The organism is Streptomyces sp. HD, from assembly GCF_028369295.1.
GTDB lineage: Bacteria > Actinomycetota > Actinomycetes > Streptomycetales > Streptomycetaceae > Streptomyces.
Genome location: NZ_JAQMYP010000053.1, coordinates 1 through 15,398, shown reverse-complemented (window position 1 = coordinate 15,398; position 15,398 = coordinate 1). Strand labels below are relative to the sequence as shown.

12 protein-coding genes, 1 tRNA gene and 1 other RNA gene are annotated in these 15,398 nt (G+C 70.5%); 7 read left to right on the top strand and 7 right to left on the bottom strand.

Features of this window, described 5'->3' with window-relative positions:
* Position 1: 1 nt before the first annotated feature.
* Positions 2-889 (bottom strand): hypothetical protein, encoded by an 888-nt coding sequence (locus tag POF73_RS36740; protein ID WP_272123560.1) that lies wholly within the window; start codon positions 887-889, stop codon positions 2-4.
* Between the two features lie 208 nt (positions 890-1,097).
* The gene (locus tag POF73_RS36735) at positions 1,098-1,880 is read right to left on the bottom strand and encodes a Crp/Fnr family transcriptional regulator (protein WP_272123559.1); all 783 of its coding nucleotides are present in this window, start codon (positions 1,878-1,880) and stop codon (positions 1,098-1,100) included.
* Between the two features lie 586 nt (positions 1,881-2,466).
* On the opposite strand from POF73_RS36735, the gene POF73_RS36730 reads away from it, so the two are divergent.
* The gene (locus POF73_RS36730; RefSeq protein ID WP_272123558.1) at positions 2,467-5,814 is read left to right on the top strand and encodes an AfsR/SARP family transcriptional regulator; all 3,348 of its coding nucleotides are present in this window, start codon (positions 2,467-2,469) and stop codon (positions 5,812-5,814) included.
* A gap of 8 nt (positions 5,815-5,822) precedes the next feature.
* Here POF73_RS36730 and POF73_RS36725 read toward each other — a convergent pair whose 3' ends face one another.
* Positions 5,823-6,518 carry a hypothetical protein gene (locus tag POF73_RS36725; RefSeq protein ID WP_272123557.1) on the bottom strand — a complete coding sequence of 232 codons (696 nt, stop codon included), beginning with the start codon at positions 6,516-6,518 and terminating at the stop codon, positions 5,823-5,825.
* A gap of 232 nt (positions 6,519-6,750) precedes the next feature.
* Here POF73_RS36725 and POF73_RS36720 point away from each other — a divergent pair, with 232 nt between their 5' ends.
* The 3 genes from POF73_RS36720 to POF73_RS36710 all read left to right on the top strand — a co-directional run bounded on the left by POF73_RS36720 (position 6,751) and on the right by POF73_RS36710 (position 9,472).
* The gene (locus POF73_RS36720) at positions 6,751-7,143 is read left to right on the top strand and encodes a hypothetical protein (protein WP_272123556.1); all 393 of its coding nucleotides are present in this window, start codon (positions 6,751-6,753) and stop codon (positions 7,141-7,143) included.
* A gap of 212 nt (positions 7,144-7,355) precedes the next feature.
* Positions 7,356-8,642 (top strand): DUF5933 domain-containing protein, encoded by a 1,287-nt coding sequence (locus POF73_RS36715; protein ID WP_272123554.1) that lies wholly within the window; start codon positions 7,356-7,358, stop codon positions 8,640-8,642.
* 155 nt (positions 8,643-8,797) lie between these two features.
* Complete coding sequence (locus POF73_RS36710; RefSeq protein WP_272123553.1) at positions 8,798-9,472, top strand: HNH endonuclease family protein; 675 nt, start codon at positions 8,798-8,800, stop codon at positions 9,470-9,472.
* A gap of 56 nt (positions 9,473-9,528) precedes the next feature.
* Here the strand turns inward: POF73_RS36710 and POF73_RS36705 are convergent, their stop codons facing one another.
* Positions 9,529-10,230: a DUF4232 domain-containing protein gene (locus POF73_RS36705; RefSeq protein ID WP_272123552.1), complete on the bottom strand. Its 702-nt coding sequence runs from the start codon at positions 10,228-10,230 to the stop codon at positions 9,529-9,531.
* 554 nt (positions 10,231-10,784) lie between these two features.
* Between POF73_RS36705 and POF73_RS36700 the strand changes: the two genes are divergently transcribed.
* Positions 10,785-11,000 carry a hypothetical protein gene (locus tag POF73_RS36700; RefSeq protein ID WP_272123551.1) on the top strand — a complete coding sequence of 72 codons (216 nt, stop codon included), beginning with the start codon at positions 10,785-10,787 and terminating at the stop codon, positions 10,998-11,000.
* 229 nt (positions 11,001-11,229) lie between these two features.
* On the opposite strand, the gene POF73_RS36695 is transcribed toward POF73_RS36700, so the two are convergent.
* The 3 genes from POF73_RS36695 to POF73_RS36685 all read right to left on the bottom strand — a co-directional run bounded on the left by POF73_RS36695 (position 11,230) and on the right by POF73_RS36685 (position 13,431).
* Positions 11,230-12,348 (bottom strand): sensor histidine kinase, encoded by a 1,119-nt coding sequence (locus POF73_RS36695; protein WP_272123550.1) that lies wholly within the window; start codon positions 12,346-12,348, stop codon positions 11,230-11,232.
* The gene (locus tag POF73_RS36690; protein WP_272123549.1) at positions 12,345-13,040 is read right to left on the bottom strand and encodes a response regulator; all 696 of its coding nucleotides are present in this window, start codon (positions 13,038-13,040) and stop codon (positions 12,345-12,347) included. Before POF73_RS36690 ends, POF73_RS36695 begins: the two co-directional genes overlap by 4 nt.
* A 303-nt stretch (positions 13,041-13,343) precedes the next feature.
* Positions 13,344-13,431 (bottom strand) — tRNA-Ser (locus POF73_RS36685).
* Positions 13,432-13,504: 73 nt separating this feature from the next.
* Here POF73_RS36685 and ffs point away from each other — a divergent pair.
* Positions 13,505-13,601: signal recognition particle sRNA small type (gene ffs, locus POF73_RS36680), an RNA gene on the top strand.
* Positions 13,602-13,783: 182 nt separating this feature from the next.
* A partial coding sequence (locus POF73_RS36675) for a DNA polymerase III subunit gamma and tau (protein ID WP_272123548.1) occupies positions 13,784-15,398 on the top strand: 1,615 nt, incomplete at its 3' end.

The following is a 15,398-nucleotide window of genomic DNA, read 5'->3' as shown; positions in this document are numbered from 1 at the left end:
CTCAGCCCCTCCCCTTCTCGGCGTCGCGGCCGGACTTCCGGCCGATGTGGACGTCCCCCTGGTACTCGTTGTGGTGGTTATGGGACATGTCGCCGATGACGTTGTAATGAACCCCGCCCTGACCTGGCCGATGACCGGACATGGCGTCCCCGACGACCTCGAACTCGTCGTTGTCGTCGAGCTCGTCGTCGAGGGCGCCGTAGCCGTCGGTGTCGTCGTCGACGGGAGGCAGCGGACCGGTCGCGGCCGACGGCGCCGGTGCCGCCGCCGAAGCCGGTGCGGCGCTTTCAGGGATCGTCGGTGCGGGCCGTCCGGGCAGCCGGAACCAGGCGGTGACCGGCCCCTCCTTGAGCTCCAGCCGCGCCGACGAGTAGTGCGCGGGCTCGATGAACTTGCCGCCGCCGTTGACCACGTCCTCGTACAGCGACTGGGAGGTCACCAGCACCAGGTCGGCCTTCTCGGCGTCGAGGAGCTGCCGGGCGACGGGAGAGTCGGCCAGCCGGCACGCGAGGTCCACGGCCCGTCCGCTGATGCCCCGGTCGTCGTGCCGGACCGGGCCCACGTGCATGCCGATGCGCAGCCCGAGCGGGACGGCCAGATCACGGTTCTCGTCCCGCAGCTTCTCGTGCACCTCGACCATCCACAGGCCGAGCAGCCGACTCACCGCGATCCGTCCCGCGACCGCCAGCAGCACGCCGTCGCCGCGGTCCTCCATGTGGACGGCGTCCCGCGCCACCTTGGCGTGCGTGAAGGCCGTCTCCAGCACCCGGTAGATCCGGGCGCGCATACGCGGCTTGTCGACGTCGTCGTACTCGCCGGAACGTCTGGCGTCGACGCTGATCACCAACTCGTAGTGCGCTTCGGTGAGTTCCAGAGCGTCGTGGTTCACCCGTGCCCCCTGCATGTTCTGTCGTGCCGAAGTGATGGTTCGTGGTGCCGAGGTATTGGCTGGTGCTGTCGCGGAGGTGGGCCGGCCGGGGCGGCGGTGCGCGGTGGCGGTGGTCCGCGGGAGGTGGTCCGTCCCCTCAGGGTCGGGCTCGGGACGGGAGGCGTCTGTAGCCGTTTACACACGGCGGGGCGTGGGTTTGCTTCTGGGGCTACTCCTCATGACCGTCCGCGAGGAGGGCGAGCAGCGCGGGGTCGAGGATCTCCACCATCCGGTTGCCGGTGCGCACGATGTTCTGGTCACGCAGCAGCCGCAGTGCCTTGGCAACGGCTTCGCGGGTGGCCCCGATCGTGGCGGCCAGCTCGTCCTGGGCCAGGTGGACGACGGGGCCGGAGGCGGCGGCGCGTGCGGCGGGGTGGCCCTGAGCGGGGTGGCCCGAGGAGGCGGGGCCCGGGGCGGCGGGGCCGCTCGAAGGGCCGGCCGCGGAGGGGGCGTAGGGGCCGGAGGGGTCGATTCCCGACAGCTCGGTGAGCCGGCCGGCCAGCCGCTGGAGCACGGTGAGTGAGGCGAGCGCGGACCGCTCCTGGTCGGCGCTGCGGAGCCGGGAGGTGAGCTGGCGTATCACCAGACCGCTGACCCGGGGATGCAGGGCGAGGAAACGACGGAACGCGTCCCCGGATATCACCTGGGCCTCTATCGGACCCAGCGCGCGCACGGTGGCGCTGCGCGGATGCGGATCCAACGCGGCCATCTCACCGAGCAGTTCACCCGGGCCGCGCAGGCCGAGTATCAGCCGGGTGGCCCCACGATCCGTCGCCACGGACACGGTCACCCACCCCCGAATTATGATCACGACGTGACTGGACCGGTCACCCTCCGTGAGGAGATGGGCATCGGCCGCGTAGCTCTTCCGGTTGCCGAGGGCCATGACGCTCTCGTGCTCCTGGGGAGTCAGCGTGTGCGCGAACGCCAGCTCATTTCCGAGCAGCCCCATGGCCGGCCCCCCGCCGCAGTCCGGACGCCTGGATTTTCGATGGGTGTTGATGGTGGCAGGGAGAAGATTCGGGCCGAGCGGATTGCGCCATACCAGGGGTACTGGCCGGTAGTTGCGGAATGCCAGGTTGGTCGCCCTGTCGCCGCGTATGCCTGCGGCACGTCCGCCACCGGCCCTCACCACGGGCTCTGTGCGCCATGCCCGCGCCCGGAGCGACGACTGTGAGGTCAGACACAGTGCTCGAACAGAAGGCCGTATTGCCGCCGAGATTCGGTCAGCCGATGGGGAGTTGGCGAAAACTCGGGTTTGAGCTGTGGCGGTGGTGATGGAGAGGTGGGGGCGAGGTGAGGGGACGGTGCGCCGGGCGGCGCCCGCGGTGCGGGGCGAACGGGAGACGTTCAGGGCTGCCCTCCGATGATCGTGATCGAGAGGAGGGCAGCGCCTGCCCCCTGTGACACCGTCAGCTTTCCGAGGAGGACCCGAGGGAATGTTGAGGAAACCTGTACGCGCAGGTCGTGCGCCATGGACCATGCCGATCTGAAGGCACGGGCGGTCAGGGCGCGGGCCGTTACGGAAGGGCGGGCCGGTGGAGTTCCGGTTGCTGGGGCCGGTACAGGCATGGGCGGACGGCGTCGAGATCGACCTCGGCCGCCCCCGTCAGCGGTGCGTGCTGGCCGTCCTCCTCATGGAGGCCAACCGCGTCTTACCGATCGAGACGCTCATCGACCGGGTCTGGGGCGACGACCCGCCGGCCTCGGTGCGCAACGTGGTCTACGGCTACGTGGGCCGCCTGAAGACCGCACTGCGGCAGGCCGACACGGCGGCGTCGACAGGCGTACGACTGGACCGCGCCCAGGGCGGCTACACACTGCGGACGCCCCCCGGGCGAGTGGACCTCCACCGCTTCCGCGAGCTGGTCCGGCAGGCCCGCGCACAGGAGACCGCCAACGATGACCGCACGGCCGAACTCCTGCTGAATGCCCAGGAGTTGTGGCACGGTGCCCCCCTGACGGGCCTGACCGGAGCCTGGGCGCAGGCGACCCGCGACCGGCTGGAGAGCGAGCGCGTCGTCACCCTGCTCCAGCTTCACGAGGTGCAGTTGCGCAGGGGCCACCACGAGGAGATCCTCCCCCGACTGCGCGAACTCGCCGCCGCCCACCCCCTCGACGAACGGATGGCCGGGCAACTGCTGACCGCGCTGTACCGCTGCGGCTTGCAGGCCGAGGCCCTCCTCCACTACGACGGCATCCGCAAGCGCCTCGCCGGGGACCTGGGCGTCGACCCGGCCCCCGACCTGCAGACCCTCTACCACCTCATCCTCGACAACGACCCCTCGGCAGCCGCCCCGACACCCCCGCCCCGGCGCATGGTCCCGGACACCGACAGCACACCCCCGATCCCGGCCGAACTGCCCCACGACACCCCCGGTTTCGCAGGCCGCACGGATGAACTGGCCCGCCTGCATGGGCTGTTGCCGCCCGAGCGGGGAGAGGGGCAGCGAGAGGAACAGTCCCAGTCCCAGTCCCAGAGGCAAGGGCAAGGGCAAGGGCGGGGGCAGGGGGAGGCGCAGGCCGACTCGCCGAGCACGGTCGTCATCTCCGCGATAGGCGGCGCCGCCGGCATCGGCAAGACCGCGCTGGCGGTGCACTGGGCCCACCAGGTACGCGCCCGCTTCCCCGACGGCCAGCTGTACGTCAACCTGCACGGGTTCGACCACGACCGCCCCCCGCTCAAGGCCGGCGAAGCCCTGGAGCTGCTGCTCCGCGGCCTGGGACTGCCGGCGTCGGAGATCCCCCTGAACGACGAGGCCCAGGGCCGGGTGTACCGCACCCTGCTGGCCGACCGGCGACTGCTCGTCCTACTGGACAACGCGGCGTCGGCGGAGCAGGTACGCCCGCTGCTGCCGGGCAGCCCGTCCTGCTGTGTCGTCGTCACCAGCCGCAACCGCCTGGGCGACCTCGTGGCCCGCGACGGGGCACACGCCCTGTCCCTCGACCTCCTCCTCCCGGCCGAGGCCCGCGCACTGCTGAGCGAGGCAGTCGGCACGGACCGCCTCGCCGCGGAACCCCCGGCGGTGGCCGACGACCTGATCCGGCTGTGCGGCAGCCTCCCGCTGGCCCTGCGCCTGGCCGCCGCCCGGCTGGCGGGTGACCCGGGCCTGCGCCTGTCCGACCTGGTCGCCGAGATGACCGAGGGCGACCGCCTGGCGGCCCTGGCGCCGGACGACGCCGACGGCTCTCCGCTGGGTACGGCGTTCTCGGCGTCGTACGGCGTCCTGTCCCCGGCGGTTCGGCGACTGTTCCGGCTGCTGGGGCTGTTCCCCGGCCTGGAGTTCACCGTCGAGGTGGCGGCGGCCCTCGCGGACGTACCGGTGCAGCAGGCCCGTCGCCTGATCGGCGCCCTGGCCGCGGCCCACCTGATCGAACCGGCGACGGCGGGCCGGTACCGGTTCCACGATCTTCTCCGTGAGTACGCGCAGGAATGCGCGCGGGCGGAGGACCCGGCAGCGGACCGAGACGCCGCGCTGGAACGGCTCCTGCTCTGGTACCTGCACGCCGCTCGCACCACGGCGGGGACCGGACTCTTCCCGAAGTTGCCGCGCACCCTGGACCGCGGTGACCGGGAAGGAATGCCGTCCGTCGCCACAGCCGCCCAGTGGCTGCGGGCGGAGCAGGCGAATCTGCTCGCCGTCATCAACCACGCGGCCCGCCATGGTCCCCGCCCCGTCGCCTGGTACCTGGTGTCGGGGCTCTTCGGCTACTTCTGGCTGCACCTGCCGCGAGCCACGTGGCAGGCCGTCGCGCAGACGGTGCTGGACGCGGCCGAGGCCGAGGACGACCGGTTCGGCCAGGCGGCCATGCACCATCACCTCGGAGTGGTCCGGTGGGACAGAGGGCATATGAGGCAGTCCATGCATCATCACGTGCGCACCCAGGAGATCAGCCGGGAGCTCGGTTGGGCGGCGGGCCGGCTGGCGGGGCTCGGTGGCGCAGGCGGCACGGAATGGAGCATGGCCCGCCTCGACAGCGCGTACGAGCACGCCACCGTCGGCCTCCGGCTCAACCGTGAAGCCGGGATCGACTACGCCGAGACGTTCGGGTTGATCATCCTGGGCATGACCTGCCGGGACCTGGGCCGGCTGCACGAGGCCGCCGACCATCTCGAACTGGTCATCCGCCGCAACAAAGGCGCCGTCTGGTTCGACGACAGCCTGGCGCTGCAGATTCTGGGCTCGGTGTACTGGGAACTCGGCCGTCTGGCGGACGGACTTGACGTCCTGAACCCCCAGGTGGCGGCCGACGAGGGACGCGAATACCGCAACGGTCGCGCCATGATGCTGGACGCGGTGGCGAAGATCCATGTCGAGCTCGGCCGGCACGACGAGGCGCTGCGCCAGGCCGAGCGTGCCTTCGCCATGGTCAGGGCCTCGGGACGGCCCTGGATTCAGGCGACCGTCCTCAACACGGTCGCCTCGGCCCACCGGGCACTCGCGCACGTCGACCGCTCCGTCCGGACGCACAGCCAGGCCCTCGCCCTGGCCCGCGAGGTGAGACACCGACGCACCGAGGCGGACAGCCTGCTGGGCCTCTCCCTCGCGTACCAGCACCTGGGTCGCCACGACGAGGCCCGCGGCCATGCCGAGGAGGCGCTCGGCCTGGCGCGCGATCACTCGTTCGAGGTGGTGGAGGGCCAGGCCCTGACCGCCCTGTGCGCGGCGGCGGAGTCGGAGGGTGCCCACGCCAAGGCCGTGGAACTGGGCCGACAGGCCCTGTCCAACCACCGCCGCACCGGCCACCGCCTCGGCGAGGCCCGCACCCTGCTGACCCTCAGCCGCGCCCTCCAGAAGAACGACGGGGACCCGGCGGGAGCGGCCCTCATGAGGCAACAGGCACAGGCCGTTCTCGCGGAGGTCGGCGTGCTCCCGGAGCGGTGACCGCCAGCTCAGTGGCCGACGGGCGGCTCGAAGCAGCCGGTCTCCAGGTACGGCCCGTTGGCCTGGACGCCGAAGTTGGACTTCTGCACGAACGCCGTGACACAGGCGTCCTTGTGCACACGCAGGCCGACCATCGCTCCCTCGGGCGTGACGTAATCGCCGTCCCGGTACCGCGGGTACATCTCCCGCACGGTGAGCGTCCCCCCGAGCAGCTTGCCGTCCTTCGTGACGCGCTCCTCCTCGTACCCGAGCCGCAGCAGAGCCGCACGCACCGCCGAGGGGTCCCACTTCCCCTGCTCCCAGAGCCGCTTGAGCACCGGCCGGACCCGCTCGGCCTCCCGCTCGGCGTCCTTCGCGTGCTCGGGAGACATCTCGCCGCTCTGCCGATAGGCGTTGTTCTCGTTGTAGTGCGGGGCACCGTCACCGGCTCCCGGCTCCACGTACGGGGAGGCGCCCGGGGCGGTGGGCGACGCACTGGCCGTAGCACCGTCCGAGGCACTGGCCGTAGCACCGTCCGAGGCACTGGTCGAAGCGCCCGCCGAAGCCTGGGTCGAAGCGCTGGTCGTGGCTCCGTCCCCGGCCCCACCCCCGGCCGCCGTGTCCACCGCGCGCTCCTGACCACAGGCGGTGAGGGTCAGGGCGGCGGCCAGCACGAGACCGGCACCGGCAAGTGACCTGCGACGTGCGGAAGTTGAGGGGGCCATGGGGCGAGTCTGCCACCCGGTCCGGCGGCACGTATGGGTGGTTGCGCGGACGAGATCTGAGTACGCGTACTCAGGACACGGCGTTCCGAAGCCAGCCGGCGGAATACCCCGGTTCCCTTTTGGTGAACGTTAAATATCCCGGGAATGCGGTTGCCGTTGTTTTGCCCCTTTTCGCTTCTGCCCAACTCTGCGCAGGCGCACCGTAGTACTGGTTGGTCCTTACACTCATCGCATGGGGGAAACCAGCATGAACGTTCTCCTGATCTCAGGACTCGGGCCCGAGTACCCCAACCACTCACTCCTGGCGGGCTCCACCTTCGAGGCCCTGGCCGCGGAAGGTTCCCCGTCACTGCCGGTCTGGCAGGACGCGGAACGTTTCGACCTGGAGACCCTGCGCGAGGTCCGCTGTAAGAACGACCGTGCCATCCAGCGCACATGGCGGCGCGACTACGAGCTCCCGCTGCTGCCCGACCGCTCCGTCACGGAGAACTCGGTCATCGAGAAGCTGGTGGACCGCCTGGGCATGGCGAGCGCCGATTTACCGAACCCGACGACGGCGGCCACGCAACGAGCCGACGTACTCAGTCAACTCACAGGCCATGGAGTCGCGTCACACAGTGTGTGAAGCCCCTCGCCATCCCCGACCGGCCCGAACCGCGCGTATCGCTCCGCTAACATAACCGGTCGAACAGATTAACGATCAGCGAAAATCCTGCTTCCCGGGACAAAGTCCATAACACCTACAAATCGGCCAGATAGTTGATATCTAGAGCATCGCGGTTGATTTCGCGAATAAGATGCAGAACCGCTTCCACCGCGTGGCGTCAACCACGGACGATGCTGTGGGCCGCGGCGGCGGTGGTGACCCTCGGTTTCCTCATAGCCCTGGAGATCGCCGCACGTCGCTACGGACTGCCGGGGCCGATCACCACCCAAGCGCGAGAGGTGATATTCCCTCCGAAGTCCGGCTTCCTGCTCTACGCCAGCATGGCCTTGATGATGGTGGTCCTCACCTGGCGTCAACGAGCCATGGCGGCCGCCACCGCGATAGGCATAGACGTCACCTTCCTGGTGCTGCGATGGGCACTCGACATCAAGGTGACCGAGGGCCACCCCTTCGGCAACGGCGCGCTGTGGGTCGTACTCGGATGTGCGGTCATGGCCGTCACCCGCCGCACCGGCAGAGAACGCGTCCTGCTGCTGAAGGGCGTAGGGATGGCCCTCCTCCTGGTCGCCGGCCGCAAGACGGGCGACGCCTGGCTGCTGATCACGGCGAAGACCCGCCCCATGGTGCTGGACCAGTACGTGGCAACGGCCGACCACGCCCTGGGCATGCCGTCGTGGCTGGTGGGCCGACTCGTCAGGGCCAGTGGCACGGTCGGTGCCCACGTCCTCGACTACGTCTACGTCCAACTCGCCGTGTTCGCGGTCATCATCTCGCTCTACCAGCTGCGCAACGTCGCCACCGAACGCCGCTTCCCGAGCCACCACCTGGTCCGCACCTTCCTGATGATCGGCCTCCTAGGCCCGGGCATCTACATGCTCTTCCCGGTGGTCGGCCCGATCTTCGCCTACGGCCCCGACGGCGCCCAGTGGGCGACGGCCGACATCTGGCCGGAGACGGCACCCCAGCTGATGGCCCCGCAGTACATGCCGTTCGACGAGATCACCCCGCGCAACTGCATGCCCAGCCTCCACACGGCCTGGGCCACCGCGATCTTCATCCACTCCCGCAAGGGCCCCCGCATCGTGCGCTTCGCAGGCACGTTCTGGCTGATGGCCACGCTGGGCGCGACGCTGGGCTTCGGCTACCACTACGGCGTGGACCTCGTGGCCGGCGTGGTGTTCGTCGTGACGGTCGAAGCGGCGATGCGCACCCATGCGCACGGCTGGGACCACAAGGGAACCAAGCTGGTCGCATACGGCGCGACGATCTTCGCCGCGCTCTTGCTGTCCTACCGCTTCCTGCCGCTGGAGATGGCGAAGTACCCGTGGGTGTCCGGCCCGCTCCTCGTCCTGGCGATGGCGTCAGTGATCGTCGCCTACATGCGCACCGCAAAGCAGTGGGAACCGAAGGCGACCGCGGTCCGCGAACAGGAACCGCAACCCGAGTTGGCCGTCTGAGCAGGGCCCCGACCGAAACCGGTCGGGGCCCTTTGTTGCGAGACCTCTATCGGGTGATCAATAGCGCACCTGTCCGGTGAACCAAGGCGTCCATTTGGCTCGCTAGTTCGAGTCGATTCGCTCGAACGAGGTATGCGCGGTCAACCCTGCGATGCGTGATCAAGAACCTCAGACGAGCCGCCCTCGCGGCCGCCCTCCTGGTCGTGCCGCTCACGGCACCCACACCGGCCAGCGCCCAAGACCGTGCCGCCGCGTACACCCTCCCGCTGACGGCCGCGGTCCAGGCCCTCCCGCTCGCCGCGGAGGCCCGGGCCGGCTACCAGCGCACGAGCTTCAAGCACTGGAACGCGGGCCGGCGCCCCACCGACGGCTGCAACACCCGGGCCGAGGTGCTCCTCGACGAAGCGGTCGACCTCCCGCAGATCCTCCCCGGCTGCAAGCTCTCCGGAGGCCGCTGGTGGTCGTACTACGACGCCAGATGGGTCACCTCCGCCTCCGCCCTGGACGTCGACCACATGGTCCCGCTGGCCGAGGCCTGGGACTCCGGCGCCTCCCAGTGGACGGCGACCCGACGCGAGTCGTACGCCAACGACCTCGACGCCGTGACGTCCCTCATCGCGGTCTCCGCGGCGTCGAACCGCAGCAAGTCCGACCAGGACCCCGCCGAGTGGCTGCCGTCGGCGTCGGGCGTCATGTGCCGCTACATCTCCGAGTGGACGGCGACGAAACTCCGCTGGGGCCTCACGGCGGACGCCTCCGAACGGGAAACCCTCACCCAGCTCGCGGAGGCGTGTGCCGGCACGACGGTGACGTACGAACCAGCGCCGTGACGGGTGTGGCCCCGCTCTACCGAGAGGCGGGGCCACGGTTTCACTGCTCGCAACCTTCAGCCGAGGGGAACGGCATCCGTCGCGACGGTGTGCCAGTTGGTGACGATCGGGTCCTCGACCGTGATGGTGCCGACCGGCAGGGAAACCGGGTCGGGGTCGTTGTCACCGACACCGACGATGATGCTGTCGAGCTCCTTGCCGCCATCTTCCTTGGTGGTCTTCGGATTCACCCCGGCGTAGGCGGTGGTGCCCCCACTCAGCTTGACCTGCTCACCGACGGCCTGCTCGGCAGGACCCGCCTGAGTGCCGTCGGACCCGAACGCCACGGTCGGCAGAGCGGCGGGCAGGTAACAGGTGATCCCCGCTTTGGCCTTGGCAATGACGAGGATGTATCCCCCGCCCTGCGTCATGGACTTGGTGCTCCAGGAAATGTCGTTGGCACCACAGACCTGCCCAACGGCCTCCCGCTGCCCGTTCCCGGTGTCGACCCCGGAGCCGCCCCCGTCCTCGGTCCCCTTGCCGGCCGCACCGGAGCCCTCTCCACTGCCCTTTCCGCCCCCCTTCCCGGACGACGAGCCGGACGAGGTGCCGGCGCCTCCGGCCGGAGTGGCGGACGCGGAACCCTGCGAGTCGCCTGCGGCCGTGCCCTTGTCCGTGGGCTCGTCCGTGCCCTGGCACGCGCTCATCAGCATGGCGCCGCCCACGATGACTGCGGAGACGAGGAAGGCCTTGCGACGGCTACGACGGTTGCCGGACATGAAATCCCCCTGGTGATCGGTCGGTTGAGGCCGAAGCGGTTTCGGCTCCCCGGTGCTGCTCGATCACTATGAGGGGACCGCGACCCGAGGGGATCCCGACGCCTTCGTTCCAGGACGACGCTGTCACAGGCTGGTGACATGATCACGAAAAGCGGTGGGTGCCTTCGGCGGGACCACGTCACCGCGGCCTGGCCGCCCTGGAAGTCGCGGGAGGGAGGGTCAGCGGGTGGCTTGACCGCCTCGGTGATCGGGTCGGCCACCGCGTCGGGCTGCGAGATGGACACGGCGTGGGCCGCCTCCACGCGCACGGTGTTCGACCCGGCGCGCTCGGCCATGAACTCCTGCGCCCGAGCACGAGGGCGAGCCTGAGCTGCGGATCCTGCCCGAGCACGGGTGACGGCGAGGACGTCGATGGTCTCGGTGGGCAGGTCGCCGGCGATGACGTCCTGGTAGGGACCATCCGGCAGGCTCCGGTGACGCCCCCGCCGACCGGCGGGGGTGGACCCGACAGTTGCCGGGTGGGGGCGAGGCAGCCGGGCTTCCAGGCTGGAGGCATGACCCACCGTGCACGACACAAGGAGACCGAGGACTTCCTCGGATCATCGGCCGGCGTACCGGGCCGTGACGCCGTCCCTGGCAGGGGCGAGTTCCTGGAGTTCCTCGGCCTGACGCTGGCGGCGGGCGCCTTCGTCCTGTTCGTCGTGCGTCCTGAGGTCTCCGAAGCGTTGGTGCACGCCGTCGCCGCGAGGACAGCCGTATTCGGCCACTGAGCCGACACCTGCTCACGCCCTGGTGTGCCGGACCGCTGAAGCAGCGCCGGGCAGACCGCAGAAGAGCCCGGCAGACCGCAGAAGAAAGGAATCTTGTGAACACCGCATCCGCCCCGACGACGGACACCGTGATCCTGGTGTCCCCTCGGCCCTCGCCCATGGCCGAGGACGCAGCACCCTCATGAAGGGGCCGCCGGGAAGGGTACGACCGAACAGCATGAGGGGTCGGTCAGTCCGCGCTGAGGGGAATCCGCAGCCGTACCCGGTAGCCGCCCTCCGCGGTCGGGCCCGACTCCAGGGTGCCGTGCAGGATCTCGGCCCGTTCCCGCAGACCGACCAATCCTTGCTGCGAACCGGGCAGGGAGAGGGAGGGACGCGTGGGCGGGGTGTTGGTGACGGTCACCCCGACGTCGTCGCCGTCCTGCCACAGCTCCACGCAAGCGGTGGCGCCGGGGGCGTGCTTGCGGACGTTGGTCAGCGCCTCCTGGACCGTACGGTAGAAGGCCCGTTGGGCCGGTGTGCCCACGGCGGGCGGCAGCTCACCTGACAACTCCACGTGAGTACCGCTTGATTCCACCAGTTTTCGCAGGTCGGCCAGGGTGGGCTGAGGCGTCAGCTCGGTGGTGTGGCCGCCGGAGGCGCGCAGCAGCGTGACCATGGTGCGCAGTTCGTCGAGCGTGGTCACGCTCAGCGAACGGATCGTGCGGGCAGCCTCCTTGGCGTCCGCGTCCTTGGTGGCGACCTGCAGGGCTCCGGCCCGTACGGCGATCAGGCTGACCTGGTGGGAGACCACATCGTGCATCTCGCGGGCCAGTTGGGTGCGTTCGCGGGCGAGCACGGCCTGGGCGTGCAGTGCCCGCTCGTGTTCCCTGGCCTCCTCGATCTCGACAAGCCGCTGAGCCAAGTCCCGATGCGTCTGGAGAAGTTGTGCAATGAGGACCGGTGCGGCGGCGGTCGCCAGGCTGTACACGAAAGTGACCAGCGTCATGGTCCGGCCGACCTCGGTGAGGCTGGCCAGGGGCCACGGAGTGCTGTTCGCGACGGCGGTCAGGGCGACGCACCCCGCGAGGAGAGGGCGGTTGCGGGAGCGTTCGGCCAGCGTGAACAGCGCCGCGAGCGGAGCGACGGCGACGGGCTGCGTCAGCGCGATGGGCAGGGTGAGCAGGAACACGCCGAGCGGGAACCGGCGCCGGAAGGCCAACGCGGCGCAGCCGAGCGTGGCCAGCGCGACACCGAGGCGTGTGTCGTCCCACAGGTTCAACCACACGTCCACGGCCGCTGCCGCCACCAGGACGAGGTCGACGACCGGCGCGGGCACCCGCTCCCACAGGGCACGGGCGCGATTCATCGCCCGGCCCTCGACCGCGGGCCTTCGTCGAGCAGCCCGGCCCGCTGCGCCAGTAGCGCGGCCTGCACCCGGCTGGTCACCCGCAGTTTGGTCAGGATGGCGCTGACGTGGTCCTTGACCGTGCCGGCACCCAGGTGGATGCGGGCCCCGACGTCGGCGTTCGACAGGCCCTCCGCCACCAGGACGAGCACGTCACGCTCGCGGGCGGTGAGCAGCCCGACGCGGGCCGCCTCCTCGTCGACTGCCGCCTCGATGCCGGGGTGGCCGTGCAGCAGGGTCCGGGATGCCTTGGGGGAGAGCACCACGCCGCCCGCGGCCAGGGTGCGCACGAGCTGGGCGAGCTGGTCCGGTTCGGTGTCCTTGAGCAGGAACCCGGCCGCGCCGGAGTGCAGCGCGGTCAGGATGTACTCGTCGGCGTCGAACGTGGTCAGCATCGCCACCGCCGGCGGGTTGGGCATCGTCCGCAGCTCGCGCAGGACGGTGAGCCCGTCGACGTCCGGCATTCGGATGTCCAGCAGCACCACGTCGGGCCGCTCCCGGCGGACGGTCTCGACGGCGTCGCCGCCTCTCGCGGTCGCGACGACCTCGATGTCCTCCGAGGCGCCCAGAATGAGTTCGAAGCCCGAGCGGACCAGCGCCTCGTCGTCCACCACCACTACCCGGATCACGCGCTCCGCCTCACCTTCGTTCATGCCGTAAGGCCCATGCCGACTCGACCCTAAAGCCATGCAGAGCCCCGGCGGCCCGACGAGCGGCAGCTCCAGCCACACGGCGGGGTAGCACCCTCCGATCGGCAGGGACATCACAGCCTTCTGCCGGACAGTCCATGATCGGCCCGGGCTTCGCCGGCCCCGTTCGGTCGCGCCCGTCCGGCCGGGTTCGCCGAGATGTTTGTCCGTCCGGTTCGCGTAACTGCAACCAAAACTGCAACCGAGAACGTCGAAGGGCCCCACCGCGAACGGTGGGGCCCTTCGACATCGTGCCCGGTGAGGCACTGGCGGAGGATACGAGATTCGAACTCGTGAGGGGTTGCCCCCAACACGCTTTCCAAGCGTGCGCCCTAGGCCTCTAGGCGAATCCTCCGCCGGAAACATTACATGACGCTGGAGGGTGCTAGCGAACTCGTTCGGGCCCCCGGCGATCAGGTAGGCTGGGGCTCAGCCCCTCACGCGGCGCTATCTGACTGAACTCCCCCAGGGCCGGAAGGCAGCAAGGGTAGGTCGGCTCTGGCGGGTGCGTGGGGGGTCTTGTGTTCCCCGGGTTTCCATCAAGGCCGCCGACGGCCCGGACGATGCCGGGAGGCCAACCCGATCACCGACCGGTGCCGGGGCCCAGCCCGACCCGGCCGCCCCCCGTCACGGCCAGGTTTCGTCCGGTGGCCCTCACGGCCTCCAGGCGGTCCGCGTTGTCAGTGGGCGCCTATAACCTCGTATGCGTGTCGTCTCTTGCGCTGTACCGCCGCTATCGCCCGGAGTCGTTCGCCGAGGTCATCGGGCAGGAGCATGTAACTGACCCGCTGCAGCAGGCGCTGCGGAACAACCGGGTCAATCACGCGTACCTGTTCAGCGGGCCGCGCGGATGCGGCAAGACGACCAGTGCGCGGATTCTCGCGCGATGCCTGAACTGCGAGCAGGGGCCCACGCCGACCCCGTGCGGGGAGTGCCAGTCGTGCCAGGACCTCGCTCGGAACGGCCCGGGGTCGATCGACGTCATCGAGATCGACGCCGCTTCGCACGGTGGTGTGGACGACGCCCGTGAGCTGCGCGAAAAGGCCTTCTTCGGGCCCGCCGGCAGCCGCTACAAGATCTACATCATCGACGAGGCCCACATGGTCACGTCGGCCGGCTTCAACGCGCTGCTGAAGGTCGTCGAGGAGCCGCCCGAGCATCTGAAGTTCATCTTCGCCACGACCGAGCCCGAGAAGGTCATCGGGACCATCCGGTCGCGGACGCACCACTATCCCTTCCGGCTGGTGCCGCCCGGCACCCTGCGCGACTACCTCGGCGACGTCTGCGGACGCGAGAACATCCCCGTCGAGGAGGGCGTTCTGCCGCTGGTCGTGCGCGCGGGTGCGGGGTCCGTGCGTGACTCCATGTCCGTCATGGACCAGCTGCTCGCCGGGGCGCGGGAGGAAGGTGTGACGTATGCCATGGCCACCTCCCTGCTCGGGTACACCGACGGCTCGCTGCTCGACTCCGTCGTGGAGGCCTTCGCGACCGGTGACGGGGCCGCCGCCTTCGAGGTCGTGGACCGGATCATCGAGGGAGGCAACGACCCCCGGCGGTTCGTCGCCGACCTGCTGGAGCGGCTGCGGGACCTGGTGATCCTGGCCGCGGTGCCGGACGCCATCGACAAGGGGCTCATCGACGCCCCCGCCGACGTCCTGGAGCGCATGCAGGCCCAGGCCGGCACCTTCGGCGCGGCCGAACTGAGCCGCGCCGCCGACCTCGTCAACGAGGGGCTGACCGAGATGCGCGGAGCCACCTCCCCGCGCCTCCAGCTCGAACTCATCTGCGCGCGCGTGCTGCTCCCGGCGGCGTACGGGGACGAGCGCTCCCTGCTGGCCCGGATCGACCGGCTGGAGCGGGGCGTCAACTTCTCGGCGGGCGGTGGCATGCCCGCGATGGGATACGTGCCCGGCCCCGACGCCCATGGGGGAGCCGCCGCACCCGTACCGCCGGGCGGCGGACCCGCCGCGGCCCGTGCCGCCGTACGGGCTTCGGGCGCGCCCGCGGGAGGAGCGCCCACCGCGGGCATGGCCGGTGGCGGTACGGCGGCCGGCACACCCGGCACACCCGGCACACCCGGCACACCCGGCACACCCGGCACACCCGGCACACCCGGCACGGCCGGTGCGGCGCCTGCGGGGCAGGGCGCGCCCATGGGTCAGCCCGCCTCCGGACCCTCGACGCCCCCCACGCCCCCCACGCCTTCCGCACCCCCGGCTCAGGCTCCGGACGGATCACCGCAGTCCGACCAGCAGCCCCAGCCACCGCACCAGGCTCCCCCCACCCACGCACCCGCACCCACGCCCGCCCCCACCAATCCCC

Coding starts and splice junctions, on each gene's coding strand:
- POF73_RS36735 (WP_272123559.1), bottom strand. CDS start 1,880: ATGGGGCTGCTCGGAAATGAGCTGGCGTTCGCGCACACGCTGACTCCC.
- POF73_RS36725 (WP_272123557.1), bottom strand. CDS start 6,518: ATGGCCCCCTCAACTTCCGCACGTCGCAGGTCACTTGCCGGTGCCGGT.
- POF73_RS36720 (WP_272123556.1), top strand. CDS start 6,751: ATGGGGGAAACCAGCATGAACGTTCTCCTGATCTCAGGACTCGGGCCC.
- POF73_RS36715 (WP_272123554.1), top strand. CDS start 7,356: ATGCTGTGGGCCGCGGCGGCGGTGGTGACCCTCGGTTTCCTCATAGCC.
- POF73_RS36705 (WP_272123552.1), bottom strand. CDS start 10,230: ATGTCCGGCAACCGTCGTAGCCGTCGCAAGGCCTTCCTCGTCTCCGCA.
- POF73_RS36700 (WP_272123551.1), top strand. CDS start 10,785: ATGACCCACCGTGCACGACACAAGGAGACCGAGGACTTCCTCGGATCA.
- POF73_RS36695 (WP_272123550.1), bottom strand. CDS start 12,348: ATGAATCGCGCCCGTGCCCTGTGGGAGCGGGTGCCCGCGCCGGTCGTC.
- POF73_RS36690 (WP_272123549.1), bottom strand. CDS start 13,040: ATGAACGAAGGTGAGGCGGAGCGCGTGATCCGGGTAGTGGTGGTGGAC.